Here is a 26146-nt window from a genome sequence, read left to right on the forward strand (position 1 = left end):
GCTTTCTCCACCTGAAGCCGCCGTCCCCGCGTCCTCCCGTCCAAGACCCTCGACCGCACCACTCGTGCCCGAACTGCTGAGAGCGAGCCCTCCCTTGGCCTGTGACCTGTGGCTGGTCCCCCTTGTCGACGTGCTGTGCCACAGCCCCGACAACCCCTTCGCCGAAGAGATCGCCGCCTACGACAAGGCGCTGACCGGCGCGGGCCTGCCGACGGTGCCCGTCTTCGCCTACATGCCGGGCCTGTCCGGCGATGTCGCGCCGGTCGCCGGCTTCGACTACGACGCGCTGCACTTCCTGCGGCGCGCCTATCTGCTGCAGCTGTGCGGGCTCGCGGTGACCCCCGTCGACGAACTGGGCGGCGACTACGAGCAGTTGCTGGAGATGTTCGAGACGACGGCGCAGCAGTCGCACCTGGTGTGGCACTACGACCACGCCGGCGCCTACGTCCCCGTCGACTTCGCCAACCCGCTCTTCAACGACGAACTCCTCGAGGGCGGCGGCCCGTTGGGCTCCACCCAGGGACTGTTGCGCGAGCTGGAGTACGTGGCCCCGTCCATCGGTATCGATCCGGCGAACCCACCGGCCGCGCCGGAGCCGCCCGAGCGCCCCACGGCACTGGAGGAGCCCGCGGGGCCGATCCCGTACGACGAGAGCCCGTTCGCCCGCGAACGGCATGTGTGGCTGGGACTCCACGCGGCGGCCACGCGGAGTCTCGGGCAGGGCTCGATGATCATCTTCAGCTGAGCGACCGTCCGCCGCCCCGGGCAGGCCGCCGGAACGAGGTGCCCGACGACTGTCGGGCACCTCGTTCCGGCGCGGTGACGGCACGCCGCGGACCGCCACCCGCGCCGAGGATCGCGCCGATGGGCTCGCGCGTCAGCGCGGCGGCTCCGGAGGGCGCTGCCGCGGCATGTTCGGGCGGGGGGCAGGGGGAAGCGGGAAGCGGCCCTGGATGACGCCGGGGGCCGGATGGGCGTCCGTCGCCGTGCGCGCGGGCGCGGAATGCAGCCGCAACGGGGCAGGACCGGGCCGGAAGTCCGTCATCCAGTCCGCGGTCTCCGAACGGACCAGGTCGGAGACGTCCTCGGAGAAGCGGCGGAGCACGCCGAGGCAGCGCTCCGCGGCCTCGCTCGCCGTGCCCTCCGCCGGGCCCAGCACCTCACGCACGCTCTCCGACGCCCAGTCGTACTGCAGCGCCTGGAGCCGGCGCTGCACTGCCTGCGCGGTGGCCACGTTCCGCATCCAGCCGGACGTCAGGCCGAAGTACCGGTCACAGGCCAGACAGGCCGCCGCGAGGAGCAGCGAGAGGTAGCCCCAGGGCGCCGCCCGGCCGAGCGCGCCGGCGAGGTCGAGCAGGGGCAGGGCCGCTCCGGCGACCGCGCCGAGTGCCGTGCCCAGGCGCAGCAGACGCGCGGCCCGGCGCTTGCGGACCCGGTCCGAGAGATACCAGTCCACGGTGCGCAGCGCGTCCGACTCGACCCAGCGGTAGAGCTCGTCGAGGCGGGCCGCGGGCTCGCCCCAGTCCCCGAGGGGGAACGGCCGACCCGTCAGGTCACCCAGCGGCACCTCGCCGCCCTCCCCGTGGGCCGGCCCCCCGGGCTGCATCTCCGGCTGGCTCACCGGTGCACTCCTCTGCGCTCTGCTGACGACCAGGACTGACGACCAGGACTGACTATCAGGTCCGAAAAGGTGCTGAAAAGGTGCTGACGCTACACCGCGTGACGTAGGTGGCGCGCATGCGTCCCGATGCGGCGCAGCCCCTTCATACCGCCGAATGGAGGGCTGTGCGCCCCCGATCCCCGGATTGCCGCCCGCATGGGGGCCTTGGTCAGGTAAAGGAGCTCCCGAAATGCCTCCGCCGCTCACCCGAAAGAGTTGCCGGAAGCGGGTAGGGCGCCCTGCTGGGCGAGCACGTAGGCTCAGGTGTACCGAAACGTACGGAGCATCCGGACGTACGGGATTTCCAGTCGTCGATGCAGCCAGGAGTGACCGTGATCCCCGGTGGTGGCCAGCCCAACATGCAGCAGCTGCTCCAGCAGGCCCAGAAGATGCAGCAGGACCTGGCGAAGGCCCAGGAAGAGCTCGCGCAGACCGAGGTCGAGGGCCAGGCCGGCGGCGGGCTCGTGAAGGCGACCGTCACGGGCTCCGGTGAGCTCCGCGGTCTGGTCATCGACCCCAAGGCCGTGGACCCGGAGGACACCGAGACCCTGGCCGACCTCGTCGTCGCCGCCGTCCAGGCCGCCAACGAGAACGCGCAGCAGCTTCAACAGGACAAGCTCGGACCGCTCGCCCAGGGTCTGGGCGGCATGCCGGGCATGCCTTTCTGAGACGTCCGGAGATACGTCTCCCCTACCTCTCGGTCACCAACTACCGTAAGCAGCAAGCACTCCAAGGAGAGGCGTTCCGTTGTACGAAGGCGTGGTTCAGGACCTCATCGACGAACTGGGCAGACTGCCCGGCGTCGGTCCCAAGAGCGCGCAGCGGATCGCCTTCCACATCCTCCAGACGGAGCCGGCCGACGTGCGCCGGCTCGCGCACGCCCTCCTCGAGGTCAAGGACAAGGTCCGCTTCTGCGCCGTCTGCGGGAACGTGGCCCAGCAGGAGCAGTGCAACATCTGCCGCGACCCGCGTCGCGACCCCTCGGTCATCTGTGTCGTCGAGGAGCCGAAGGACGTCGTCGCGATCGAGCGCACGCGTGAGTTCCGAGGGCGGTACCACGTCCTGGGCGGGGCCATCAGCCCCATCGAGGGCGTCGGCCCCGACGACCTGCGGATCCGCGAGCTGCTGGCCCGGCTCGCGGACGGCACGGTCACCGAGCTGATCCTGGCCACGGACCCCAATCTGGAGGGCGAGGCCACGGCCACGTACCTCGCCAGAATGATCAAACCGATGGGTTTGAAGGTCACGAGGCTGGCCAGTGGACTCCCTGTCGGGGGAGACTTGGAATACGCCGACGAGGTCACGCTCGGGCGTGCCTTCGAGGGGAGACGACTGCTCGATGTCTGACGCCATGCTGCACGCCGTTGACCAGAACCCGGACGACTTCGCGGTTCAGATCGCCGACTCGATCGAGTCCTTCATCGTCGCCACGACAGAGGTGGCGAAGGGCGACGAACCGGACAGCGCGGTGCCGTTCCTGCTGCTCGAGGTCTCCCAGCTGCTGCTGACCGGCGGCCGCCTCGGCGCCCACGAGGACATCGTTCCGGACGAGCGGTACGAGCCGGACACCGGCCCGGACGCCGACGTCGACGACCTGCGCATGCGCTTCGCGGCGATGCTCGACCCGGTGGACGTCTTCTCGGAGGTCTTCGACCCCTACGAGCCGCGCAAGGCGCCGGTTCCCTCGCGGATCTCCGACAGCCTCGCCGACATCGTCATGGACCTGCGCCACGGGCTGGCCCACTACCGGGCGGGCCGCACCACGGAGGCCCTGTGGTGGTGGCAGTTCTCGTACTTCTCCAACTGGGGGCCGACCGCCTCCGCGACGCTGCGGGCCCTCCAGTCCCTGGTCGCCCACGTCCGGCTCGACCAGCCACTCGCCGAGCTCGACGGTCTCGACACCGACGAGGACCTGACGGAGGAGGCGCTGGCCGAGGAGGCGGGCCGCGTCATGGTCGAGGAGATCCTCGGCCCGCCGGAACTGCGCCGGGCCCACTGAGCCGGCCACCGGCCTATCGCTGGCCGGCCCCCGGGTGAGCCCGTACGGCCGGATCCCGTACCCGGTGCGTGTGAGCCGGCCCACACCTCCGCGTAGCTCCCCGCCCCTTGGGCAGTAGCCAGTCCGAACGGCCGCGGGCGCCCCTCCGGGACTTCCGGATGATCACCTGTTGAGCGGGACATCTCACCATGTGACATCGCAGGGGCGATCCGCGGCCGCTCGATAGACTGAGCCGACCGCAGTAGTGACTGCACAAGACGGAACGAGGAGCGCACGTGGGCCTTGTCGTGCAGAAGTACGGAGGCTCCTCCGTAGCCGATGCCGAGGGCATCAAGCGGGTCGCCAAGCGAATCGTCGATGCCAAGAAGAACGGCCACCAGGTGGTCGTCGTGGTGTCGGCGATGGGTGACACGACGGACGAGCTGATCGATCTCGCCGAGCAGGTATCGCCGATCCCTGCCGGGCGTGAGTTCGACATGCTGCTGACCGCAGGAGAGCGAATCTCCATGGCCCTGCTGGCCATGGCGATCAAAAACCTGGGTCACGAGGCCCAGTCGTTCACCGGCAGCCAGGCCGGCGTCATCACCGACTCGGTCCACAACAAAGCGCGCATCATCGATGTGACGCCGGGCCGGATCCGCACGGCGCTCGACGAGGGCAACATCGCCATCGTCGCCGGCTTCCAGGGTGTGTCCCAGGACAAGAAGGACATCACCACGCTCGGCCGGGGCGGGTCGGACACGACCGCCGTCGCCCTCGCCGCCGCGCTGGACGCCGAGGTCTGCGAGATCTACACCGACGTCGACGGTGTCTTCACCGCCGACCCGCGGGTCGTGAAGAAGGCCCGGAAGATCGACTGGATCTCCTCCGAGGACATGCTGGAGCTCGCCGCCTCCGGCTCCAAGGTGCTCCTGCACCGGTGCGTCGAGTACGCACGCCGATACAACATCCCGATCCACGTCCGCTCGTCCTTCTCGGGACTGCGGGGCACCTGGGTCAGCAACGAACCGCAAGGGGATCAGAAGGTGGAGCACGCCATCATCTCCGGAGTCGCCCACGACGTCTCCGAGGCGAAGATCACGGTCGTCGGGGTGCCGGACAAGCCGGGCGAGGCCGCGGCCATCTTCCGCACCATCGCGGACGCCGAGATCAACATCGACATGGTCGTCCAGAACGTCTCCGCGGCCACCACCGCGCTGACGGACATCTCCTTCACTCTCCCCAAGACGGACGGCCGCAAGGCCATGGACGCCCTGGAGAAGGCGAAGAGCTCGATCGGCTTCGACTCGCTGCGCTACGACGACCAGATCGGCAAGATCTCCCTGGTCGGCGCCGGAATGAAGACGAACCCGGGCGTCACCGCCTCGTTCTTCGAGGCGCTGTCGGACGCGGGCGTGAACATCGAGCTGATCTCGACCTCCGAGATCCGTATCTCGGTGGTCACCCGCGCCGACGACGTCAACGAGGCCGTCCGCGCCGTGCACAGCGCCTTCGGGCTCGACTCCGACTCCGACGAGGCGGTCGTCTACGGCGGCACCGGGCGATGAACCGCAAGCCGGCGCTCGCGGTCGTCGGTGCGACCGGAGCAGTCGGCGCGGTGATGCTCGAGATCCTGTCCCAGCACGCGGACGTCTGGGGCGAGATCCGACTCGCCGCCTCCCCGCGCTCGGCCGGCCGCAAGCTGGCCGTGCGCGGGGAGCAGTGCGAGGTCCTGGCGCTCGAAGAGAGCGTCTTCGACGGCATCGACGTCGCGCTCTTCCTGGTGCCCGGCGAGGTGTCGGAGCGCTGGGCGCCCGTCGCCGTCGCCAAGGGCGCGGTCGTCGTGGACGCGTCGCCGGCCTTCCGGGCCGACCCGGACGTGCCGCTGGTCGTACCCGAGGTCAACCCGCACGCCGTACGGGTGCGCCCGCGCGGCATCGTCGCCGGCCCGCACGACACCACGCTCGCCATGATCCCGGCCGTCGGCGCGCTCCACGCCGAATTCGGGCTGCGCGAACTGATCGTCTCGTCCTACCAGGCCGTCAGCGGCGCCGGACGTGACGCCGTGGCCGCCCTGCGCAAGCAGCTGTCCATGGTCGCCGGCACGGAACTGGGCACCGGACCCGGAGACGTACGGCGGGCGGTGGGCGACGACCTCGGGCCGTTCCCCGCGCCGCTCGCCCTCAACGTGGTCCCCTGGACGGGGACGCTCGCCGACGACGGCTGGTCCTCCGAAGAGCTCGGGCTACGCGCGGAGACCCGCAAGATCCTCGATCTGCCGGGGCTGAAGGTCGCGGCCACCTGCGTACGCGTGCCGGTGCTCACCACCCACTCGCTGTCGGTGCACGCCCGCTTCGAGAACGAGATCACCGTGGAGCGGGCGCACGAGGTCCTCGCGACCTCGCCCGGTGTCGTCCTCTACGACAACCCGGAGGCGGGCGACTTCCCCACGCCCGCGGACGTGGTCGGGACGGACCCGACATGGGTGGGGCGGGTGCGGCAGTCGCCGGACGACCCCTGCGCCCTCGAGATGTTCGTGTGCGGCGACAATCTCCGCAAGGGCGCCGCCCTCAACTCGGCGCAGATCGCGGAGGCCGTGGCCGCCGAGTACCGCTCAGGGGCGGGCGGCGGCAGGAGCGCCGGGACGATCTCGTAATCTCGTGGTCCCAGCAGTTAATCCGACGCGATTCCGTGGGGGTCCTTTGTAGGATCTGTGGACGCCCTGTGAGGAAGTCGAAATCTGTACCACTTGAACTGGGGCATCGGCATGTTTGATAGTTCGCTTCCCCCTTGCTGCAACCGGTAGTTGGGCGGGAAGCGTCTTTGCGCACCTCGGCACGGTGCTGCAAAAAATTGGGCATTGGGGAAGAGCGGTGCGCATGCGGACATTTGGTCCACCGTCAAAAGCGGTGGCGTACGCGTACAACCCTGGCGGGGGGAAGCGTGTCCAACTGGCGTGGCAGAGGTTCTCGACATCGCAAGGGTCCCGGTACGAGGCGCAGCAGTGCGCCCGCTCCGCCGGCCCCGCCCGGCCGGCGGCATGCCGGTGATCGCTCCCATGCCCGCTTCGCGGACGTCACGCGTCCCGTCCCAGCGGCAGGGCGCTGACGACGCCATGGCCACGGGCACCACCGTCGACCACCTCACCGAGACCTACCGCGCCCACTACCGGTCGCTGCTGGGTCTCGCCGCGCTGCTCCTCGACGACACGGCCTCCTGCGAGGACGTGGTCCAGGAGGCCTTCATCCGGGTCCACTCGGCGCGCAACCGCGTGCGTGACCCGGAGAAGACGCTCGCCTACCTGCGGCAGACCGTGGTCAACCTTTCGCGTTCCGCGCTCCGCAGGCGCATCCTCGGCCTCAAGCTGCTCTCGAAGCCCATGCCCGACATGGCGAGCGCCGAGGAAGGCGCGTACGACCAGCTGGAGCGGGACGCGCTCATCAAGGCGATGCGCGGGCTTCAGCGGCGTCAGCGCGAGGTGCTGGTGCTGCGATACTTCGCCGACATGACCGAGGCACAGGTCGCCGAGACCCTCGGAGTCTCACTCGGCTCGGTGAAGGCGTACGGCTCACGGGGTATCGCGGCGTTGCGCGTCGCCATGGAGGCCACCAAATGAGCGGGCACGAACGCGAGCACGAGCATGAACGCGAGCGCGAGCAGAGCGCTGGGCATTACGGGCCGGACGGGCCGTCTGACGACCGGACTGGGAACGAGATTGTGAACAACGGGCCGACCGATGACCTCGGCACGGAGATCGGGACCGACGAGGACGCGCTGCGGCGGCTGCTGCACGGTGTCGTCGAGGACATCCAGCCTTCCGCCGGCGCGCTGGACCACCTGCGCAGGGCGGTACCGGCGCGGCGGGCACGCAAGAGGCAGGCACTCGTCGGAGCGGCCGCCGCGGCACTGCTGATCGGCACCGCCGTCCCCGCGTTCGTCCACTCGAACGGCAGCGGCAGCGCGAACCCGGTCAACGCCGGGCACGGCGAACAGGCCCAGGGCGGCACGGGCAACGCCCCGGGCGTCACCGGCGGGGACAACGGCACCAAGGGGCCCACGCAGGGCACCGGGCCGGCGGTGCCGCCGGGCCCCAGCACCGGAGCGAACCCGCCGGCCGCGCAGCCCAGCGGCGGTGGGGACGGCGGCTCCGGCGCGGTCCAGCCGCCCGCTGTGGGCGAGATGCAGACTTGTGAGGCCGGGCAGCTGAGCGTCTCCACTGAGACGGGCGCACCGGACGGCGAGGGCAAGGTGTACGGCACCTTCCGCGTCACCAATGTCTCAACCACCGACTGCATCATCGGTCGATCCACGATCGGCTTCCACACGTCCGGCGCGGCCGACCAGGCGCGGATCAGCGTGGTGCGTCACGTCGCGGGCGACGCGGCGGGCGGTCTGCCCGACCCGTCGCCTTCGGACACGGACGTGGCGGTCGCGATGGCGTCCGCGTCGTTCGCGATGAAGTTCGCCTGGGTCCCCTCCGACACCTGCCCGACCGCGGAACCCTCGCCCGACCCGTCACCCACCGAAGGTGACGTCTCAGGGGGCGGCGGCGGCCAGGGTGGTGGTACCGGCGATACCGGCGGGAGCGCGGCGGAGCCGCAGCTCATGACGGAGGACGGCGTCAAGGAGGGCAGCGTGACGGTCACCTACTCGGCGCTGGGCGGCGGCGTGTACGGACAGTCGCTCGTCCCGAACGCGTGCGCCGGAACGATCTACCACACGGGTGTGCTGACGGGCCAGTGACGTCCACGCCGCGGGCTCACGGGGACTGACGGCCGGGCCGCGTCGCCGGGCAGGCGGCGGCGCCTCCCAGGGCCCGCCGGGCAGATGGCGCCGCTTCCTAGGTCCGCCGGGCAGGGTGGGGTGGCGGTCGCCGGTGTCCGCCGGGCAGGCGGGGCAGGCGGGGCAGGGCGGGGCCGCGCCGGTGGTCGGACCCATGGGCGTCGGTGCGCAGGTCCGCGGGGCGGCAGGTCAGCGCCGGTGGCCGGGACCCGACGCGCCTGGGGTCGCGGAGCCGAGCCGTTGGACAGGGCGGTGGGCAGGACCGGCAGGAATTACGTCGTCGGGTGCCGGGCAGCGCCGGTGTGCCGGAGCCCGCCAGGATCGGGGCCCGAGCCTCCCGACCGGGAGCATGCGGCAGGCCGGATCGTCAGGCGGCGGTCTCGGGATCCAGGCCGAGCGCCCGGTCCCGCTCCGCCTCCGCCTCGCGGCGGACGAGGCGGAACCACATGAAGAGCACGAAGCCCGCGAAGACGAACCACTCGCCCGTGTAGCCCAGGTTCTGGAAGGCCTTGAGGTCGAGGCCGCTGTTCTCCGGTGCTGACGCCGGAACGGCCGTCAGGCCGCTGTCCGCCGTCGACAGCGTGACCCACGCGTCGTACACGTCGTCCGGCACCAGGTTCACCAGTGACGCCGCGCTGATCATGCCCAGCTGTCCGGCCGGCAGACCGCCGGCCGTGTGCACCCCGTCGCTGCCCGTCGACTCGGAGGCCTGAAGCGCTCCCGTGACCATGACCTCGCCCGCCGGAGCGGCCGGGGCCCGGCCGCCCTCGGGCATCCAGCCGCGGACCACGGGCAGCATCCGGCCGTTGTCCGTCTCCAGCAGCGTCAACACGTACGAGCCGCGCCTGCCGTCGAGTTCCCGCCCGGGGACGAGGAACTGCTCGCCGTACCGGCCCGACGCCGTGGCCAGTCGGCCCGACGTCTCCTTGTCGACGGGCAGCAGCTCGTCCAGCGGCGCTGCCTTCTGGTCCGCGCCGGGCTTCCGCTCCGCCTCACGGTGGGAGTCGACGCGGTCCTCGAACCTGCCCAGCTGCCACGAGCCCATGAAGACGCAGAACGGGATCGCCAGCAGGACGAAGACGTTGATCCCCCACCAGCGGGGCGTCAGCAGGAATCGGTACACCCCTCCACGGTACGGAACACCTCGGCCGTTCTCGGTGCCGGGGCCGTCGACAGGCCGGTCCGACGGGTCGGCGCCGCCGACGGGCCGGCCTGTCCCGTCAGGTCACCGCTGCGTCGCCGCCCCCTTCAGATGCCTCTCCGCGAAGTCGATCTCCAGCCGCACCTGCTTGATCCGCTCCTCCACCACGAGCGAGCCGTGCCCGGCGTCGTACCGGTACACCTCGTGGACCGCGCCGCGGGCCGCCAGCCTGTCGACGTAGTTGTCGATCTGCCGTATCGGGCACCGCGGGTCGTTGACACCGGCCGAGATGTAGACCGGGGCCCGGACCGCGTCCACATACGTCAGCGGTGACGAGGCCTCGTAACGCTCCGGCACCTCTTCCGGGCTGCCGCCGAACAGAGTGCGGTCCAGCGCCTTCAGGTTCTCCATCTCGTCGTGGTACGAGGTGACGAAGTCGGCGACCGGGACCGCCGCCAGGCCGACCGCCCACGCCTCCGGCTGGGTGCCGAGCCCCAGCAGGGTGAGATAGCCGCCCCACGAGCCGCCCGCCAGGACGAGCTTGGCCGGGTCGGCGAGGCCCGAGCCGACCGCCCACTTACGGACCGCCGTGATGTCCTCCAGCTCGATCAGTCCGACGCGGTGCTTCAGCGCGTCCGTCCACTCGCGGCCGTAGCCCGTGGAGCCCCGGTAGTTCACACGGACGACCGCGTAGCCGTGGTCGATCCAGGCGGCGGGGCCCGCCGCGAAGGCGTCGCTGTCGTGCCAGGCCGGGCCGCCGTGGATCTCGAAGACCGTGGGCAGCGGCCCCTCCGTACCGGCCGGCTTCTGCACCAGGGCGTGGATACGGCCGCCGGGGCCCTCGACCCAGACGTCCTCGACCGGCACCGAGGCGGGCGCCTTCATACCGGGCGGGTCGAGGACCACGCCGCCGCCGGTCGAGCGGACGCTCGGCGGCTGGGCCGCCGACGACCACAGGTACTCCACCGTGCGGTCCGGCCTGGCCGTCGCGCCCGAGACCGAGCCGGCCGGGGTCTCGATCTGCGTCAGCGCGCGGGTCGCCAGGTCGTAGCGCCACAGCTCGCCGCGGGCCTCGAAGCTGTGGGCGACCAGCAGCGCGGAACCGTCCGGATACCACTCGGCGTTCACATCGCCCGGCAGCTCGATGCCGAGCTCGGTCTCCTCGCCGGAGGCGATGTCCCAGATCATGGGCTCCCATCGGCCGCGCCGCTGGTGCCCGACGAGCAGCCTGGTGTCGCCGTCGACCGGCGCGAAGCCGAGGACCTCGAGGCCCAGCTCCACCGTGCCGCCGCGGGTGTCGTCCAGCTCGGCGACCGTGCTGCCGTCGAGGCGGGTCACGCGCAGCGCGGAGTGCATGGCGTCGCCGTGTTCGGTGTGCTCGATCGCGAGCAGCGAGCCGTCGTGCGAGAGGTCGCCCACCCCCGCCGACTCACGGTGCCGGTAGATCTCGACGGGCGCGGCACCCTCCCGTACGACATGGATCGTCGTGCCGTCCTCGTCGGTGGAGCGGCCGACGACGGCGGTGGTGCCGTCCCGGCCGATGGCGAGACCCGCCGGGTAGGAGGGCTCCAGGCCGGGCGCGGCGGGCACGTCGTCCCCGCCGTGGAACGGCTGCCGCATCCAGATGCCGAACTCGTCGCCGTCGGTGTCGGAGAACCACCACACGGCCTCGCCGTCAGGGGTGAGTATGCCGTCCGTCGTACCGTTCGGACGGTCGGTGACCTGGCGCTGCTCGCCCGTGGACCGGTCCCAGGCATACAGCTCGTACGTCCCCGTCGCGTTCGAGACGAAGAGGGAACGGTCCGGTGCGTCCTCCGCCCAGTCGGGCAGCGAGACGCGCGGCGCCCGGAACCGCTTCTCCCAGTCGGGCACGGGAGGGCTGACGGGCATGTCGGGCGTGGTGGGTGCGTCGCTCATGCCCCCAATGAAAGCGGATTTCGCCCGCGTCCTCCGCAGCCTGTGGATAACTTCGCCCGCAGCCTGCTTCCCGGCCGCCGGAACGACCACGGCAGCGGCAGGTCACCCGGCTGCCCCGCCAGGGCTCGCCCGCCAAGGCTCGCCGTCAAGGTCCCCGTCAAGGCCGCGGCGGCACATGGCGCAGCAGGCGGTTACCGGGCTGCCACAGGCCCCCCGCCGGACGGCGGCGGCCCCGGCGGCCCCGAAAGCCCCAAGGGCCCAGACGGGTCCGTCGGGGAGGCCGCATGGTGTCCCTGCGGCCGTGCGAGGAGGTGGCGCGGGTCAGCGGCCCGCGTGATGGCGGACTCGACCGCCGCCACCCGGTCGGCGAGCAGCCCGAGAGCGGCGACGGCCCGTGCCATCGGGTCGCCGTCCGGTCCGCCGAGGGCCTGGGCGCGCACGTACCGCGTCCTGATCTCCTCCCAGCGCGCCTTCTGTTCCCCGGTCAGCGTCGCCCGCAGCTCCGCCAGCTTGAGCAGGGCCGCCTCGGCGCCCGTCGTCAGCGTCTGGGCCTCGCCCGTGTAGTGGTCCTCGATCACGGCGGCCAGTTCGGCGTCGTTCATCACCGGGCTGATCCGCTCCACGATCTTGTTCATGTTGCGGTAGGAGCCCTGGAGCCGGAACGGCGGTTCCGAGCGGGTCTCGTCACTGCTCGCCGCGGAGGCGATGTACGCGGAGTTCACGGCGAGGACCGTGCGCCGGGCGGTCAGCAGATGCCGCAGCACCGCAAGGATCTGTTCCAGCTCGGCCGGTGCGTAGGAGTGGCCGAGCATGTCGGCCCGCACGGTCGCGTCCTCGGACGCGAGGCGCACCAGCAGCTCCAGTTCGGTCCGGCCGCGGCCCGCCAGGGGAGCCAGCAGTGGGTGGGAGGTGAGCGCGTTCTCGACGAAGCTCAGTGCGAACACGTCCTCCTTGCCCGTCAGCACGTCACCCAGGTTCCACACGTCGGCACGGTTCGCGAGCATGTCCGGGATCCGGAACCGCTGCCCCGACTCGGTGTACGGATTGCCCGCCATGCACACCGCGAAGCGCTTCCCGCGCAGGTCGTAGGTGCGGGTCGTGCCCCGCCACACGCCCTCCATGCGGCGCTGCGCGTCGCACAGGGAGATGAACTTCTGCAGCAGCTCGGGCGAGGTGTGCTGGATGTCGTCCAGGTACAGCAGAACGTTGCTGCCCGCCTCCAGGGCGAAATTGATCTTCTGGACCTCCTGGCGGGCTGTCGCGTTCGGCGCCTCCTCGGGATCCAGCGAGGTCACCGCATGGCCCAGCGCGGGGCCGTTGACCTTGACCAGGAGCAGACCGAGCCGGTCGGCGACGTACTCCATGAGCGTCGTCTTGCCGTAGCCGGGCGGGGAGACCAGCAGGAGCAGTCCGTTGCTGTCGGTGCGCCGGGACTCGTCGGCCGTGCCGAGCTGCTTGGCCAGGTTGTCGCCGATCAGCGGCAGGTAGACCTCGTCGATGAGACGGTTGCGCACGAACGCCGGCATCACCCGCGGCCGGTGTTCGTCCAGTCGCAGCATGTCCCGCTCGGCGGCCGCCAAGGCGGTCCTGCGCCGCTGGTACGCGCGGAACCCGGGAGTCACCTGCTCCCGGAAATGCCGTGCGCGAGGCAGCAGTTCGTCGATCCGTACGGTCATCGACCGGCGCTCGATACGCGGGTGGCTGCCCAGCAGTCCTTCGACATGCTCGGTGAGCTGCGCCGCGCACTCGTACCGGGCGAGGCCGGGGCAGAGCTCGACCGCGACAGCCTCCGCGAGGTCGGTGGTGTCGGCGCCGGTCGCTTCGGTGTAGGCGCCCAGCCAGTTCTCCACGACCTGCCGCCGGGCCGGGAGGTCGTCGCGGAGGCCATCGACGTCCTCCTCGTAGGCGGATGTGCCCACCGTGCGGCGGAACTTCTCCAGCAGCGTGCGCGCGGAAGTGCTCGTCACGAACCCGTCAGGGCCGCACGTGAGTTCCTCGAAGAGGTACTCCGCGGCGAGCGTGTCCCCCATCTCCTGTGCCATCTCTGCCCGGAACGCGCCGATCGCCGGCGCCAGACCGAACGTCTCCCGGGCCCGCGCCAGCGACAACGCCCGCCGCGTCCACGCGATGCGCCGGGCCTCGTCGGTGCCGTGCGCCCAGAACAGCTGCGCCGTGGCCCGCGCCCCCGGTGGGTGGCGCAGCAGCCCGGCCCGCTCGTGCAGCCGCAGCAGCGCGCCGAGGATCAGGGCCGCGTCGTGGTCGTGCACACCGCGCTCGTAGCCCTCGTCGTAGGAGGCCTCGGCCGCCTTCCGTACGAGGTCCGTGAGTTCGGCGCCTGCCAGGGCCGCGGCGCCGTGCTCGTCGAGCAGCCGGGCGGCCAGGTGCTCGGCGCGGTACACCGACGCGTTCTCCGAGGGCAGCGTCTGCTCCCAGTACGGGCGGGTGTCCGCGAAGCCGGGAGCTGCCGCGTCGGTGACCGGTGAGCGGTAGTCCGTGCCGGTGAGCGCGAAGGCGAGTCCGTCGCCCTGCGGCACGAGCGTCAGCTCGAACGGCTGGGTGTTCACCGCGAACCGGTGACGGCCGAGCCGGATCGCGGAGCCGCCGTCCGCGTACAGTTCGGTCCGGTCGCGCAGGGCCCGTGCCGCCTCCTGGCGCGCGGCCTTCAACTGCCCTTCGAGTTCCTCCGCCCACGCGCCGTCGCCCAGTTCACGCAGTTCTTCCGCGGTGCGGCGGACTTTGGCGACCATCGGGTCGGAAGCGAAGTAGGTGTTGATCCCGTCGGTGTCGCCGAGGGACGAGAGGCGCCGGGAGATGGCCTCCAGGACCCGTTCCGCCGAACCGGCCAGCCGCTCGGCGCGGCGGGCGCGCGCGTCCTGGAGGGTCTGCCGCCGGGACGCGAACGCCTCGTACACCTCGGTCCGCTTCGCGCCCAGGTGCGCCAGGAAGTCGTCGGACTCGGCGAACCGCGACTCCAGGTTCTCCAGCCGCAGCAGCAGCGCGGCGAGCTGCTCGTCGCATGCCTTCGGGACGGAGGCGACCGCGAGCGCACCGGTCACCGCCTGCCCCAGCAGGGCCAGTTCCGCGGCGAACTCCGCCATGCCCTCGCGGGCGAGGAGCTCCCTGCGGCGACCGTCGAGCGTGGCCCGGGCCCGGTTGAGACCGCCGAGCACCTCCGCGATCCGCTCCAGGACCGAGGTTCGGACGACCGCGTCACCGATGTCCAGGCCGGCGACCACCTCGGTGACCGTACGCAGCCCTTCCGCCTGCGCGTCGAGCTGCTCGCCGACCGGTGCGGCCTCCGCGACGGTCCGGATCGCCTCCGCCTCCGCCGTCAGCCGCTCTATCTCGACGTGGTACCCCGCGAAGGCGTCCTCGCGCCCGAGGAATGCCACGGCCCGCTGCGCGAAGGAGGCGATATCGGCGTCGGTGTCGGCGGCGAGAGCGTCGATACGGCCGGCGTCGGCGTACCGCAGCTCCTTGAGCGTGATCAGCTCGCCCTGTGCGCGGCGCAGCCCGGTCAGCCCCTCGACCCACTCGCCCGCGCCGCGCGGCGTCCCGCCCCGCAGCCGGCGTACCTGTCCCGCGATCCGCGCAGCCGCCTCGTCCAGCGCGCGGGAGGCCTGTGCCGTCCAGCTCCCGCACGGTCTCGTACTCGGTGACGATCTGCTCGGCCGTCGCCCGCACCCCGGCGAGCGGGCTGCCGAGGTCGCCCAGCTCGGGATCGGCCAGCCAGTGGTACGCGTCCATGGCACGGGCGCAGGCTGCCAACAGCGCCTCGTAGGCGCCGGTTGTGGGACTGTCCTGTGTCTCTGTGACGGCGCCGGCCAGGGACAGACAGTCGGAGATGCCGCGCACCAGGTCCGCGTTGCCGACGACGGCCAGCGGACCCTCCCCGGCGGGGCGGGCCGCGGCGTAGGTGTCGGAGACGAACGGCGACTGCCAGCGCTGCGCCGGGTGGACCCTGCCCGGCTCCTCGCCGTCCGCGCGCAGCACCAGCAGCGTGCCGTCCTCGAAGAGGGCGTAGCCCCGGCAGAGCAGCGGGGTGGCGACGGACTTGCGGATCACGTTGTACGGCAGCAGCAGGCTCCGGCCCTCCACACGGGCGTGGAAGACGAACATCACGTCCTCGCCGTTCGGTGACCGCACCGTCCGCTCGAACTCGAGCGCGCCGATCAGCCCGGCGTCGATGTCGAAGGTCCGCGCGGTGCCGCTCGCCGTGAGGTAGTAGCCGCCGGGGAAGACGATGCCCTGGTCCTCGGGCAGCCTGCGGCACGCCTGCCCGATGCCGTCCAGCCGCACCACCGTCCCCGTGACCGTGTTGTGGACGAGGTGGCGGTACGCCTCCTCCTTGTACGGGCGGATGCGCAGCAGGACGAGCGGACCGACGCGGGCGTGCTCGATCCCGGCGTCCCCGAGGGACTGGAGCGGTTCGACGACCGGCTCGGCGTGGATGCCTTCGGCCGTCTCCGTGTCGTCCTCGGTCTTCACCGTCAGGAAGCCTCCGACGGTCGAGACGAACACCTCACCGCCGACGGACACGTGCGGATGGCGGCCGAGCACATGGTCGTCGCGGGTGGCGGCCGTCCACTCGAAGTCGTGGGACGGCGGGAGCACATGGTCGCGCTCGCCCCGCGCGTCGAGGAAACGCGCGGCCCCGTCCGGCGTCAGCTCCCAGCGCAGCACCCGGATGTCGTCGGCCTTGTCGCCGGTACGGAAGACGGCCAGCAGCCGGCCGTCGACGCGACGCAGCCGGAGGAGACGGGCGCCCTGGTAGTAGCGGTGCAGCGCCTCGAACTCACCGCGGAAGTCCGGGTCGTCGAGGAGGCCGGGCACGGCGTCCTCCGCGAGCCGGTTCAACTCGCGGTCATGGACGGCGAAGACATCACCGACCGTGGTGCGAGCCCGCAGCCCCGGAGACACGTTGTGGCCGAGCAGCAGACGGTCGCCGACAGCGACGACGTCACGCGGCATGCTGTTGCTCTCCGTACGGAGGTGCTCGGTGCCGGTGAGCCGCAGCTCCATCGAGCCGAAGGTCTCGATGCGGCGGGTGTTGAGCTCCTCGGCCCGCCGGGCGAGCTCCGAGGCCTGTGCGCCGAGCCGGTCGCGCAGCACCTCGTACGTACCGGAGTCCGGGCTGCCGGCGTGCGGCTCTTCGGCGGTGTGCGTGGTCATGTGGCTGTGCTCGCTTCCTGCGCGGGGCACGCGGCCCGAGGTACGTCTGCCGGGAACGGAGGGGCTTTTCTGGGCCGGCCCCTTCCCGGCCGGGCGATCTCCGGCCGGAGCCGGTGGGGATGCCGTCCGGCCACGAGAGGTGTGTGGGCGTCCCGGCCGTCCGTGGCGGCGCCGTACGCCACCCCGGACGGCAGGACCCGACCCGCACCCGCCCGGCGCTGCTGACCCCCGTCCGGCAGCACCGGTCCGTGTGCGGGCGGTATCAGGCGGCCGGGGCCGAGCCGTTGACCGTCGTGGCGCCGGCCGGTACGTGACCGTCCGCGAGCGCCCCGACCGGGGTGTCGGCGAGACCGAGCCGGTCGGCCATGTCCAGCAGCGGCTTGAGCTGCGCGCCGCCGCCCGACTTCATCAGCCGCATCAGCAGAGCCGACACCGTCAGATTCCGCACATCACCGGTGGACACCGAACCCAGGACCGACGTCAGGTCGTCGGTGAAGCTCGACGTACCGTCCAGCCACGGCTTCGCCAGCGTCTGCGCCGTCTCCGAGTTCCGCACGAACGAGTCCACGCCCTTGCCGAGCGAGATCGACGACATGAGCCGGTCGAAGAAGACGGACTCCCCGCCGACGATGCTGATGTCGGCGTTCTCCAACCCCGTGGCCAGCACCGTCGCCTGGGCCTGCGCGACCTGCCGCTGGACCTCCAGCCCCGCCAGCCGGACGTCCTTGTCCGCCTCGAGGCGCAGCCTGTACTCCTCGTGCCCGCGCGACGCCTCGTCGAGCGCCGCCATCGCAGCGGCCTTCTCGGTGAGGCCCGCCGCCTCCGCCTTCAGCTTGTCGCCGATGGCCGCCGCGTGTGCCGCGCCCTTCGCCCGTACGCCCTCCGCCTCCGCGAGCAGACGGGCCTGCTCGGCGCCGGCCTCGGCACGGCCGGCCTTCTCGATCGCGTCGGCCTCCTTCTCGCGGACCTGGACGGCCGCGAGACCTGCCGCCGCGGCCTCCGCCTGGATGCCTTCGGCGAGCCGCAGCTTGGCGCGGGCGTCGAGGTCCGCGGACTTGACCCGGGCCTCCGCGAGCGTGATCTCCTCCGCCGCCCGGTGCACCGCGGCCTGCTCGGCCGCCTCCGCCGCCTTGATGTCCTTGACCAGCTTCTCCTGGGCCTCGGCCTCGGCCGCGATGATGATCGCCTGCCGCTCGCGCTCGGCCTCCTCCACCGCGCGCAGTCGCTTGATCGACTCCTCCTGCTCGGCGACCGTACGGTCCACCGCGACCCGCTCACGCACGACCTCGGCGATCTCCCGCCGCTCCGCCTCGACCTCCTTGTCGGCGGCGATCCTGGTCAGCGCTGTCTCACGGTCACGCGCGATGACCTCGAGCAGCCGGTCCTTCTCGATGCGCTCGTTCTCGATGGCGATCACCCGCTCGCGGTTCTTCTCCGCGACGGCCACCTCGCGTGCCTGGTTCTCGCGCTGCACGCCGAGCTGCTCCTCGGTCCGCAGGAAGGCGCTCTGGGCCCGCAGCCGCTCTTCCTCCATGACCCGCGCGGTCTCCGCCTCCTCACGGGCGCGCACCGTCTCGATCTCGCGGCGCTGCTTGATCTCCGCGTCGGCCTGTCGGCGCTCCAGCTCGAGAATGGCCTCGCGCGCGTCGACGTTCTGCCGGGTGATCTCCTTCTCCTCCGTGCGCTGGAACTCGTTGGTGCGCACATGCTCGACGGACGTCATCTCGGTGATCTTCCGGATGCCCTGGGCGTCGAGGACGTTGGACGGGTCGAGCTGGGAGAGCGGCGTCTGCTCCAGGTAGTCGATCGCCGCGTCCTCGAGGCTGTAGCCGTTGAGGTCGGTGCCGATGAGCTGGATGATCCGGTCCCGGAGCTCGTCGCGCTTGGTGTAGAGGTCGGTGAAGTCCATCTGCTTGCCGACGGTCTTGAGCGCCTCGGAGAACTTGGCGTTGAACAGGTCCTGCAGCGTCTCCTTGTCACTGGCCCGCGCGGTGCCGATGGCCTGAGCGACCTTGATGACATCCTCGACGGTCTTGTTGACGCGGACGAAGAACGAGATCCGGATGTCGGCGCGGATGTTGTCGCGGCAGATGAGACCGTCACGGCCGGTCCGCGTGATGTCGATGGCCTTTACCGAGATGTCCATGGTCTCGGCCTTGTGCAGGACCGGCAGCACGATCTGCCCGGTGAAGGTGACGTCCACCTTCCGCATCTTGGAGACGATCAGAGCCTTGCCCTGTTCGACCTTGCGGAACAGTCTCGAGACGATCAGCAGCAGACCTACGGCGATGAGCAGTACGACGGCGATGAGCACGCCGATGCCCACAGTGATGGCATCCATGAGGAATCCCTCGCGTGAGAGGTGAGGTACGAGTGGCGAGCGGGGAAGGCGGTGCGGTCGCGAACGTGGTCGCGCCACGAACTGCCGGGTGACGGAAGGTCAGGAAGCGGACGAGGAGCCTGCGCCGGGCAGTTCACCGAACTGAGGGAAGGGCGCGACCCAGAAGAACTCACCGGTCTCGTCGTACGCGTAGAGCAGCCCCGTGGAACCGGCGGCGAGAGGCTCCTCATCCTCGGCGCCCAGTGCTCTGACCTGCACGACGGCGGTGGAGCCGTCCCGGGCAGCGACCTCCGCCTGGCCGAAGCGCGCGTCCACCCGCCCGGTGCGGACGGTGCACGTCATGCCGACGAAGTCCTGCCGGGACGGCCCGCGTTCCTCGGGGAACAGCCTGACCAGGATGCGCACCAGGCGTCGGGTGACCCACCAGGCGACGAGCGCCGCGGTGATGAGAACAGCGCAGGCGAGGGCGGCGTACGGGACGCCGGCGAGGGAGGACCGGCGCAGCAGTACCGATCCGGTGAGGCTGGTGAACCAGGCGAAGGTGATCAGCAGCGACGCGGAGACCGAGACCGGCACCCCGCCGAGGCCGGCGCCGCCGATGCCCGACGGCTCGATGTCGGTGTCGAAGGTGCCGTGTTCCGCGACGCCGAGAAGCACGAGCAGCCAGAAGACGAAGACCACGGCGAGCGCGGCGCTGAACAGGAGGGTGGGGAACGAGAAGGCGGCCGACAGGAACTCGTTCACCGTTCGACCCCCGTATCCCATTGCCGATTCACAGCATCAGGAGCATCCCGTGCTCCCGAGCGGCCCCATCGTCGCAGTGATCAGTAGTTGCTCGCATTGCCGGATTCCGGCAGTCTTTACGCGTTCTTGATGCCGGACGACCGCCGCGTGACGCAGTCGGCGGCCGAATGGTTCCGGGGATCAGTGGGGGACGCGCATGACAGTCATAGAGGTTCCGGAGGAGTACCTCTCGGGGTACGCGGAGATCCTGGCCGAGGTCGGCCGGACAGGACGCCGGCTGACCCGCGACGAGGTGGAGGGCCGCCGGGCGCTCGGCGAGCAGGCCGCCGAGTCCGGTCACGGCCTACGAGCCCTGGTCATCCGGCACTTGGCGGCCACCAGGGCGTCATGGCCGCGGACCACTTCGCCGGAGAGCGTGCTCGCAGCGGTCGAGCAGGCCATCGACGCGTTCGCGGGCGGCTACGAGCGGGCGCAGCGGCTGGCGGTGCGCAAGGAGGAAGCCGCACGGCGGGAGTTCATCGACGACCTGCTGTACGGACGCAGCGACCCGGGCCGACTGGCTGAGCGTGCCGAACGCTTCGGGCTGCGGCTCGCCCACGCGCACGCCGTCGCCGTCGCCGCCGGCCCTGAACCGTACGACGACACGCATCCGGTGACGCGCTCCGTGGACGCGGCCCTGCTCAGCCGCTTCGGGGACCGCCGGATCCTGCTGACCACCAAGGACGGCCGGCTCATCTGCGTGGTGCCGGCCGACCAGGAGGAGGTCGTGCGGTACTTCGCCAAGCAGGCGCACGCTGCGACGGACGGCGGACGCGCGGCCATAGGCCGCGCCCATCCGGGCACGGGCGGCGTCGTCCGCTCGTACGAGGAAGCCCTCAACGCCCTCGACCTCGCCGACCGCATCGGCCTCGACGAACCGGTCCTGCACGCGGCGGACCTGCTGGTCTTCCCGGTGCTGGCACGTGACAGGGAGGCCATGGCGGACCTGGTGCACAGTGCGCTCGGCCCGCTTCAGCAGGCGAGGGGCGGCGCGCAGCCGCTGCTGGACACACTGCACGCCTACTTCGACGCGGGGTGCGTCGCCGCGCAGGCGGCCCGGGCGCTGCGGCTCAGCGTGCGCGCCCTGACGTACCGGCTGGATCGGATCTACCGGCTGACCGGCTCCGACCCCACGGATCCTCAGCACCGCTACACGCTGCAGACGGCGGCGATAGGGGCGCGCCTGCTCGACTGGCCGGCGAAGGAGCTCTAGGCGACCGCGGTCGTGGGGCCGGGGCCTGGCCCCGCCTCGAGGCGCTCCTGACGTCCCGGCCTGACCTCCCGGCCTGACCTCCCGGCCCTGATGTCCGGTCCGCGATAAGCGGACCGGACACCGGAAAGCCGGACCGGGTCGGATCAGATGTTGACGCCGAAGTCCTGCGCGATGCCCCGCAGGCCCGAGGCGTAACCCTGGCCGACGGCGCGGAACTTCCACTCCGCACCGTTGCGGTACAGCTCGCCGAAGACCATCGCGGTCTCGGTCGAGGCGTCCTCGCTCAGGTCGTAACGCGCGAGCTCGTTGTTGTCGGCCTGGTTGACGACGCGGATGAACGCGTTGCGCACCTGGCCGAAGGACTGGCTGCGGCTCTCGCCCTCATGGATCGAGACCGGGAACACGATCTTGTCGACCTCTGCGGCCACGCCGGCCAGGTTGACCTTGATCTGCTCGTCGTCGCCCTCGCCCTCACCGGTGAGGTTGTCACCCGTGTGCTCGACGGAGGCGTCGGGGCTCTTGAGGTTGTTGAAGAACACGAAGTGCTGGTCGGACAGGACCTTTCCGTTCGTGTCCACCAGCAGGGCGCTGGCGTCCAGGTCGAAGTCGGTCCCGGTGGTGCTGCGTACGTCCCAGCCGAGGCCCACGACGACCGCGGTCAGGCCCGGGGCCTCCTTGCTGAGCGAGACATTGCCGCCCTTGGAAAGGCTGACACCCATGGAAATCCCCTGCGCAATCCGGCGCGGGCCGCGCCACTTGACGATTCCTTTGCCCGACCGGACAACGACCGGCCCCACGCTTCGGTTCCCCCTTTCCACGATCGGGTCAATCGGGTCTCACTCCCCGGGCCCGGGCCGCCCTCCTCGTCGACGAAGGAGCGGTCGTGCCGGACCGGGTTCTGCCCTCGGCTCCCGATGAGGTGAGGGCGGCGACACGAGGGCGGTCACTGTTCGGCCATGCACCGTCGGCGCGCCCTGGCATATGGTGGATAAAAAGGAAAAAGCGCCAAAACGCATCGTCGATGGTTTCAGGTTCGACGATGGAACGGATGGCAACCATGACCGCATCGACTGTCACCGCCCAGGACGCTCGCCCTGGCCGGCGCGATGCCTCGTGCCCGGAGACAAGGGCGGCAAGTGGGGCGGCTGAGCACGCTGTTACCCACAACACCGTGACTCTCGACGTGTTCGGCACGCGTGTCGAACTGCTCCCTCCTGAGCAGCTCGCCTTTCTCGCAGGCGTCGGCGTACTGGCCGCCGCGGAGATCATCGAATGGCCGGTGGCGCTGGTCTTGGCGGTCGGGCACCAGCTCGCGCACAGCCATCACGGACGGGTGTTGCGTGAGTTCGGTGAAGCGCTGGAAGAAGCCTGAGGCCGCCACCCACGTAGCCGCGGCCCGTTGGTTCTCCTGGACGAGGATGCCGGGGCACCGCTGGCCTCCAGCGCGTATCGGCCCCTTGTCTACGGCGCCCTGGCCTCGAAGCCCGGGCGACCAGACCGTCCTGGACAAGAACTGCCGGGGGGAACGCCCCAGAGACCTGACCCGTTAAGCGCATCAGGACCCGGGCCTGGTGTCTCAGCTGTCGGGGCGCGGGAATTGTCCTGGGAAAGATCATGCCCCTGGGGGCAGGCCTGTCGTGGCATCAGTGAGAGCCGTGCCGAATTGCTCGGCGTCGTGCCCCTTGGCCTTGCGTAGATCGGCGCCGCGCAGGTCTGTGTCTTGCATCCGATCGCCGGAGATCACGGCGCCAATGAAGATTGCCTCTCGCAAATTGACTCTACTGAGAACGGCCCTCGTGAGAAATGAGTTGGTCAGGTCGGTCCCAGGGAGCCAAGCGTTCTCCAGGTTGACGTCTCGCAGATCAGCTTGACTGAGGTCGCAGCCGGCCAAGCGGGCGTGGCTGAGGCGGGCGTGGGTGAGGTCCGCGCCGCGCAGGTTCGTGCGGCGGAGGTCCAGCCTGGTGGGTTCTGCCCGTGCTGGGCGTCTCCCAGCACCGTAAGGGCACTTGGATCTCCTCGGCGAGGGGCTGGGGGTCTGGTGTGCCACCTTCCGGTCGGTGCGCGTGCTGCCTTATGAATCCGGCGAGCACCGCGACAACCGTCGTGTGGTCCTTCTCCGAGTCCCGCATGATCCGTTCAAGGCTGTAGATGCCGCCGAGGCGTTGGGTCGGGTGGTCAGCACTCAGCAGCTTGATGGCTTCAACGTGCGTTTCATGCGGGCATGTTCCATGCATGCCGGGGCCAAAGCATGGCCGAAGTCATGGTGACGCACGGTACTCACGCAGTGGTCACGCACAACGAAGCAGGGCCGGTTCCCTGAACGAAACCGGCCCTGACCTCGTACTACAGCGTCGGGGTGGCGGGATTTGAACCCACGACCTCTTCGTCCCGAATGACGTTCGGTCCGGATCGTCACCGGCCGGTTTATCGTTTTGCCTGGTGACGGCGTCGGTACGCGGTGGTCTCGGGTGGTTCAGCGGGGGCTTGGGGAGCAAGACGGCTCCCAGTTTGAGGCAGGTGTCTGCTGAACGGGCGGCGGTACCGTATGAGCCAGCCCTTCTAGGGTGTACTCGGGCGGGTCCCCGAGCCCGGCCCACCGGTCGGCTGTTCCGCCGGAGTCCCGTGCTCGGCGGCTTTGCGCCAACGGGCTTCGCAGAACGAGTAGAGGCCGAACAGCAGGAGGCCCACAGCGGCGGCGATCAGCAGGGCGGGCCCTGCGGGGGTTGCGGCGAACGAGCGCAAGGTCTCGTCCAGGCCCTTGGCCTGGCTGGGGTCGTACCGCACCGCGGCCAGCAGGACGGACAAGCCGGCTCCCGCCGCGACCACGCCACACGCCACGCCGCCGACGATGCCCAGTACCGCGACGACCCGCCGCGTTGCCGGGCGCATCTCGTCCGTCCGGAGATTCTTCTCGAACTTCCGCATCAGGCTGCGCACCAGTGTCAGGGCGCCCACGAAGATCAGGACGGCCCCGAACACGGCGACGATCACTCGTCCGCCCGGCAAATCCAGTACCCGCGCGGTGTACTCCTTCGACGTCTCGTCTCCGGGGCGGCCCCCGGAGGAACCTCCGACCAGCGCCGTCTGCACCACGCCGACACAGATCACCGTGTAGAACACCGCCATCCCCAAGGAGCCCAGACGCCGGCTCCACTTGTCGCCGCCCTCCACCGTCTGTCCGAATGCCGCCTCGGCCAGCCGCCACAACGCCATCGCCGCCAGCCCCACCACCAGCGCCCACAGCAGAGCCCGGCCGAACGGCTGCTCCCCGAGGGTTCCCACCGCGCCGGACCGATCGGCCTCCTGGCCGCTGTCGCTGCCGAGGCCGATCCGCACGGCCAGAATCCCCACCAGCACGTAGATCACCCCCCGGGCACAGAGCCCGACCCTGGACGCGACCTCCACTGCACGGCTGTCGGCCACACGCCGCCCCCGCGACTTGGGCTGAGCTGCACTGCCCTGACTGCGCTCCATCTGGCACCTCCATGTGCCGGACCCCACTGAACAGCGCACCGTCGGCCGGGACGGGTCCCGCGGGTCGGAGCTGGTGCCCCGAAGGCGTCCCCGACGCGCCCGCTGTCTGCGGACCGCGATGCCATGCCGGCCGATGTGGCGGCCAGGACTGGGACTCCGAGGCTGACCGGCATGACACCATCCCAGGGTCTGTTCCCTCTGTCTCCACGGTAGGGCTGTCCCATATGGAAGTCACCACCCGCATTCGGGGGTCGGAGCACGTTTATGAGTGTCCTCGAAGCAAGCATGCGCACATGGTTGCCCGTGATACTCAGCAGTCCGATTCGGGAGGGGAAGCAGTGTCCCGAGACGACGCCGAAGCCCGCAGTGTTTCTTCCCCACCGACTGTCAAAGGACGCGACTCGACCGGCCTTTCCTCGGGATCGCAACGCGACGAGGCCGCCGAGGGCTCCCGCCCGGTGGCCGACCTGGTCGAGCGGACGGCCGATCTGGTGGACCCGATCAAGCCGAGGCTGCGCGGCTGGCTTCACGCCGGCATGGTCCCCGCATCGCTGGCAGCGGGCATCGTCCTCATCTGCCTGGCAGGGACGCCCCAGGCCGTGCTGGCCTGCACCGTGTACTCCGTCACCGCCTGGATGCTGTTCGGGACGAGCGCCGTCTACCACCTCGACACCTGGGGGCCGCTCGGGGAGGCCGTTCTGCGCCGCCTCGACCACGCCAACATCTTCCTGATCATCGCCGGCACGTGTACTCCGCTGGCCGTTCTCCTGCTCTCCCCGGACCAGCGGACCCTCCTGCTTTGGATTGTGTGGACGGGCGCGCTGGTCGGCATCGCGTTCCGTGTCCTATGGGTCGGAGCTCCCCGCTGGTTGTACACGCCCTGCTACCTGGCTCTGGGGTGGGCGCCCGTGCGGTACCTGCCCGACTTCCTGCATGGCGGCGGGGTGGGCGTGGTCTCCCTGGTCGTGATCGGCGGGCTTCTCTACAGCGCGGGCGCGGTCGTCTACGCCTTGCAGCGCCCCAACCCCTCCCCCCGCTGGTTCGGCTTCCACGAGGTTTTCCACGCGCTGACAGTGGCAGCCTTCACCGCCCATTACATCGCCATCTTTCTTGCCGCTCACTGAGCGGTCGAGGTGCGGGCCGCCTTACCCACTCGCCGGCTGTCCGGAGGGCCCCGCGAGGTCGGCCCCCACCGTCAGAACGCGGCGGGCCTGCCTCGGCACGAGCGCAGTATCGAGCGCACCAGCAGGTACAGCACGGCGACGACGAGAAGCAGCACTCCGGTGGAGAGCAGGTACGGCATTCCGTCCACGAGAGCGCCGATGACGATCAGTGTGATGGCGCTGCCGAGCAGAATCAGGAAGAGGACCATCGCGCTACGCCTCCCTGAGGCAGGACGGCCTGGTCCCGACCACGGGGGCTGCGTCGGTTCGGAGCCGAGCCGCCTACCAGTAATGACGACGTCCGCCGACCGCGTGACCGACTGCCCCGAGGATCCACAGGATGACCCCGATCACGACCAGGACGATCCCGATCGTCCACAAGATGGAAATGCTGGCCACAAACCCGATGACAAGCAGGATGATCCCGAGAATGATCATGGTGACCTCCGGCCTCGCAGGTACCTCGATTCCAGAGTAGGCGCAACCCGCTGAGGTGGCCTGTCGGGCTGTCACTCTCCTGCC

General features: G+C 70.6%; 22 protein-coding genes and 1 pseudogene. 12 read left to right on the top strand and 11 right to left on the bottom strand.

From position 1 onward, the window contains the following. Positions 1 to 94: 94 nt before the first annotated feature. Positions 95 to 745: a hypothetical protein gene (locus ACTMTU_RS12425; RefSeq protein WP_159695084.1), complete on the top strand. Its 651-nt coding sequence runs from the start codon at positions 95 to 97 to the stop codon at positions 743 to 745. Between the two features lie 132 nt (positions 746 to 877). Here the strand turns inward: ACTMTU_RS12425 and ACTMTU_RS12430 are convergent, their stop codons facing one another. After that, complete coding sequence (locus tag ACTMTU_RS12430; protein WP_441263527.1) at positions 878 to 1621, bottom strand: SLATT domain-containing protein; 744 nt, start codon at positions 1619 to 1621, stop codon at positions 878 to 880. Between the two features lie 371 nt (positions 1622 to 1992). Between ACTMTU_RS12430 and ACTMTU_RS12435 the strand changes: the two genes are divergently transcribed. The 7 genes from ACTMTU_RS12435 (at position 1993) to ACTMTU_RS12465 (ending at position 8381) form a co-directional block, all read left to right on the top strand. Then, positions 1993 to 2328 carry a YbaB/EbfC family nucleoid-associated protein gene (locus ACTMTU_RS12435; protein ID WP_078535290.1) on the top strand — a complete coding sequence of 112 codons (336 nt, stop codon included), beginning with the start codon at positions 1993 to 1995 and terminating at the stop codon, positions 2326 to 2328. A gap of 79 nt (positions 2329 to 2407) precedes the next feature. After that, positions 2408 to 3007: a recombination mediator RecR gene (gene recR / locus ACTMTU_RS12440; protein ID WP_005314484.1), complete on the top strand. Its 600-nt coding sequence runs from the start codon at positions 2408 to 2410 to the stop codon at positions 3005 to 3007. Then, a complete protein-coding gene (locus ACTMTU_RS12445; protein WP_364600753.1) occupies positions 3000 to 3659 on the top strand; it encodes a DUF5063 domain-containing protein in 660 nt (219 codons plus the stop codon). Before recR ends, ACTMTU_RS12445 begins: the two co-directional genes overlap by 8 nt. Before the next feature lie 275 nt (positions 3660 to 3934). Continuing rightward, positions 3935 to 5206: an aspartate kinase gene (locus ACTMTU_RS12450; RefSeq protein ID WP_307707538.1), complete on the top strand. Its 1272-nt coding sequence runs from the start codon at positions 3935 to 3937 to the stop codon at positions 5204 to 5206. Then, positions 5203 to 6294: an aspartate-semialdehyde dehydrogenase gene (locus tag ACTMTU_RS12455; RefSeq protein WP_441263528.1), complete on the top strand. Its 1092-nt coding sequence runs from the start codon at positions 5203 to 5205 to the stop codon at positions 6292 to 6294. The genes ACTMTU_RS12450 and ACTMTU_RS12455 overlap by 4 nt, the downstream gene beginning before the upstream one ends. A 300-nt stretch (positions 6295 to 6594) precedes the next feature. Then, the gene (locus tag ACTMTU_RS12460) at positions 6595 to 7254 is read left to right on the top strand and encodes a SigE family RNA polymerase sigma factor (protein WP_159689340.1); all 660 of its coding nucleotides are present in this window, start codon (positions 6595 to 6597) and stop codon (positions 7252 to 7254) included. Between the two features lie 101 nt (positions 7255 to 7355). Then, positions 7356 to 8381: a hypothetical protein gene (locus ACTMTU_RS12465; protein WP_441263529.1), complete on the top strand. Its 1026-nt coding sequence runs from the start codon at positions 7356 to 7358 to the stop codon at positions 8379 to 8381. A 406-nt stretch (positions 8382 to 8787) separates the two neighbouring features. Here ACTMTU_RS12465 and ACTMTU_RS12470 read toward each other — a convergent pair whose 3' ends face one another. The 5 genes and pseudogenes from ACTMTU_RS12470 to ACTMTU_RS12490 all read right to left on the bottom strand — a co-directional run bounded on the left by ACTMTU_RS12470 (position 8788) and on the right by ACTMTU_RS12490 (position 19735). Continuing rightward, complete coding sequence (locus ACTMTU_RS12470; RefSeq protein WP_441263530.1) at positions 8788 to 9543, bottom strand: SURF1 family protein; 756 nt, start codon at positions 9541 to 9543, stop codon at positions 8788 to 8790. A gap of 102 nt (positions 9544 to 9645) precedes the next feature. Then, positions 9646 to 11478 (bottom strand): prolyl oligopeptidase family serine peptidase, encoded by a 1833-nt coding sequence (locus tag ACTMTU_RS12475; RefSeq protein ID WP_441263531.1) that lies wholly within the window; start codon positions 11476 to 11478, stop codon positions 9646 to 9648. A 191-nt stretch (positions 11479 to 11669) separates the two neighbouring features. Next, positions 11670 to 16650, bottom strand: a pseudogene (locus tag ACTMTU_RS12480) (DNA repair ATPase). A gap of 262 nt (positions 16651 to 16912) precedes the next feature. After that, positions 16913 to 18991, bottom strand: a complete 2079-nt coding sequence (locus ACTMTU_RS12485) for an SPFH domain-containing protein (protein ID WP_441263532.1) — start codon at positions 18989 to 18991, stop codon at positions 16913 to 16915. A gap of 99 nt (positions 18992 to 19090) precedes the next feature. After that, a complete protein-coding gene (locus ACTMTU_RS12490) occupies positions 19091 to 19735 on the bottom strand; it encodes a hypothetical protein (protein WP_441263533.1) in 645 nt (214 codons plus the stop codon). 196 nt (positions 19736 to 19931) lie between these two features. Between ACTMTU_RS12490 and ACTMTU_RS12495 the strand changes: the two genes are divergently transcribed. Beyond that, positions 19932 to 20987, top strand: coding sequence for a PucR family transcriptional regulator (locus ACTMTU_RS12495; protein ID WP_441263534.1), 1056 nt, complete (start codon positions 19932 to 19934; stop codon positions 20985 to 20987). A gap of 143 nt (positions 20988 to 21130) precedes the next feature. Here ACTMTU_RS12495 and ACTMTU_RS12500 read toward each other — a convergent pair whose 3' ends face one another. Further along, positions 21131 to 21706, bottom strand: a complete 576-nt coding sequence (locus tag ACTMTU_RS12500; RefSeq protein ID WP_441263535.1) for a TerD family protein — start codon at positions 21704 to 21706, stop codon at positions 21131 to 21133. Positions 21707 to 22158: 452 nt separating this feature from the next. Between ACTMTU_RS12500 and ACTMTU_RS12505 the strand changes: the two genes are divergently transcribed. Then, positions 22159 to 22359, top strand: coding sequence for a hypothetical protein (locus ACTMTU_RS12505; RefSeq protein ID WP_159695082.1), 201 nt, complete (start codon positions 22159 to 22161; stop codon positions 22357 to 22359). 240 nt (positions 22360 to 22599) lie between these two features. Here the strand turns inward: ACTMTU_RS12505 and ACTMTU_RS12510 are convergent, their stop codons facing one another. Then, positions 22600 to 23034: a pentapeptide repeat-containing protein gene (locus ACTMTU_RS12510; protein WP_441263536.1), complete on the bottom strand. Its 435-nt coding sequence runs from the start codon at positions 23032 to 23034 to the stop codon at positions 22600 to 22602. Here ACTMTU_RS12510 and ACTMTU_RS12515 point away from each other — a divergent pair. Further along, on the top strand, positions 22994 to 23254 hold the full coding sequence (locus ACTMTU_RS12515) for a hypothetical protein (RefSeq protein WP_441263723.1): 261 nt from the start codon (positions 22994 to 22996) through the stop codon (positions 23252 to 23254). The genes ACTMTU_RS12510 and ACTMTU_RS12515 overlap by 41 nt on opposite strands. A gap of 292 nt (positions 23255 to 23546) precedes the next feature. On the opposite strand, the gene ACTMTU_RS12520 is transcribed toward ACTMTU_RS12515, so the two are convergent. Next, on the bottom strand, positions 23547 to 24461 hold the full coding sequence (locus tag ACTMTU_RS12520) for a DUF1206 domain-containing protein (RefSeq protein ID WP_441263537.1): 915 nt from the start codon (positions 24459 to 24461) through the stop codon (positions 23547 to 23549). Positions 24462 to 24799: 338 nt separating this feature from the next. Between ACTMTU_RS12520 and trhA the strand changes: the two genes are divergently transcribed. After that, positions 24800 to 25585, top strand: coding sequence for a PAQR family membrane homeostasis protein TrhA (trhA, locus tag ACTMTU_RS12525; RefSeq protein WP_441263538.1), 786 nt, complete (start codon positions 24800 to 24802; stop codon positions 25583 to 25585). A gap of 71 nt (positions 25586 to 25656) precedes the next feature. On the opposite strand, the gene ACTMTU_RS12530 is transcribed toward trhA, so the two are convergent. Together ACTMTU_RS12530 and ACTMTU_RS12535 are read right to left on the bottom strand one after the other, a co-directional pair. After that, on the bottom strand, positions 25657 to 25833 hold the full coding sequence (locus tag ACTMTU_RS12530) for a hypothetical protein (protein ID WP_441263539.1): 177 nt from the start codon (positions 25831 to 25833) through the stop codon (positions 25657 to 25659). A gap of 73 nt (positions 25834 to 25906) precedes the next feature. Beyond that, entirely contained in the window at positions 25907 to 26062 is a 156-nt protein-coding gene (locus ACTMTU_RS12535) for a DUF6131 family protein (protein WP_327159851.1), read from the bottom strand. Between the last annotated feature and the right edge of the window lie 84 nt (positions 26063 to 26146).

This window comes from Streptomyces sp. OZ13 (assembly GCF_052068155.1).
Taxonomy (GTDB): Bacteria; Actinomycetota; Actinomycetes; order Streptomycetales; family Streptomycetaceae; genus Streptomyces.

Coding starts and splice junctions, on each gene's coding strand:
- ACTMTU_RS12455 (WP_441263528.1), top strand. CDS start 5,203: ATGAACCGCAAGCCGGCGCTCGCGGTCGTCGGTGCGACCGGAGCAGTC.
- ACTMTU_RS12500 (WP_441263535.1), bottom strand. CDS start 21,706: ATGGGTGTCAGCCTTTCCAAGGGCGGCAATGTCTCGCTCAGCAAGGAG.
- ACTMTU_RS12475 (WP_441263531.1), bottom strand. CDS start 11,478: ATGAGCGACGCACCCACCACGCCCGACATGCCCGTCAGCCCTCCCGTG.
- ACTMTU_RS12445 (WP_364600753.1), top strand. CDS start 3,000: ATGTCTGACGCCATGCTGCACGCCGTTGACCAGAACCCGGACGACTTC.
- ACTMTU_RS12520 (WP_441263537.1), bottom strand. CDS start 24,461: ATGGAGCGCAGTCAGGGCAGTGCAGCTCAGCCCAAGTCGCGGGGGCGG.
- ACTMTU_RS12495 (WP_441263534.1), top strand. CDS start 19,932: ATGACAGTCATAGAGGTTCCGGAGGAGTACCTCTCGGGGTACGCGGAG.
- ACTMTU_RS12535 (WP_327159851.1), bottom strand. CDS start 26,062: ATGATCATTCTCGGGATCATCCTGCTTGTCATCGGGTTTGTGGCCAGC.
- ACTMTU_RS12530 (WP_441263539.1), bottom strand. CDS start 25,833: ATGGTCCTCTTCCTGATTCTGCTCGGCAGCGCCATCACACTGATCGTC.
- ACTMTU_RS12485 (WP_441263532.1), bottom strand. CDS start 18,991: ATGGATGCCATCACTGTGGGCATCGGCGTGCTCATCGCCGTCGTACTG.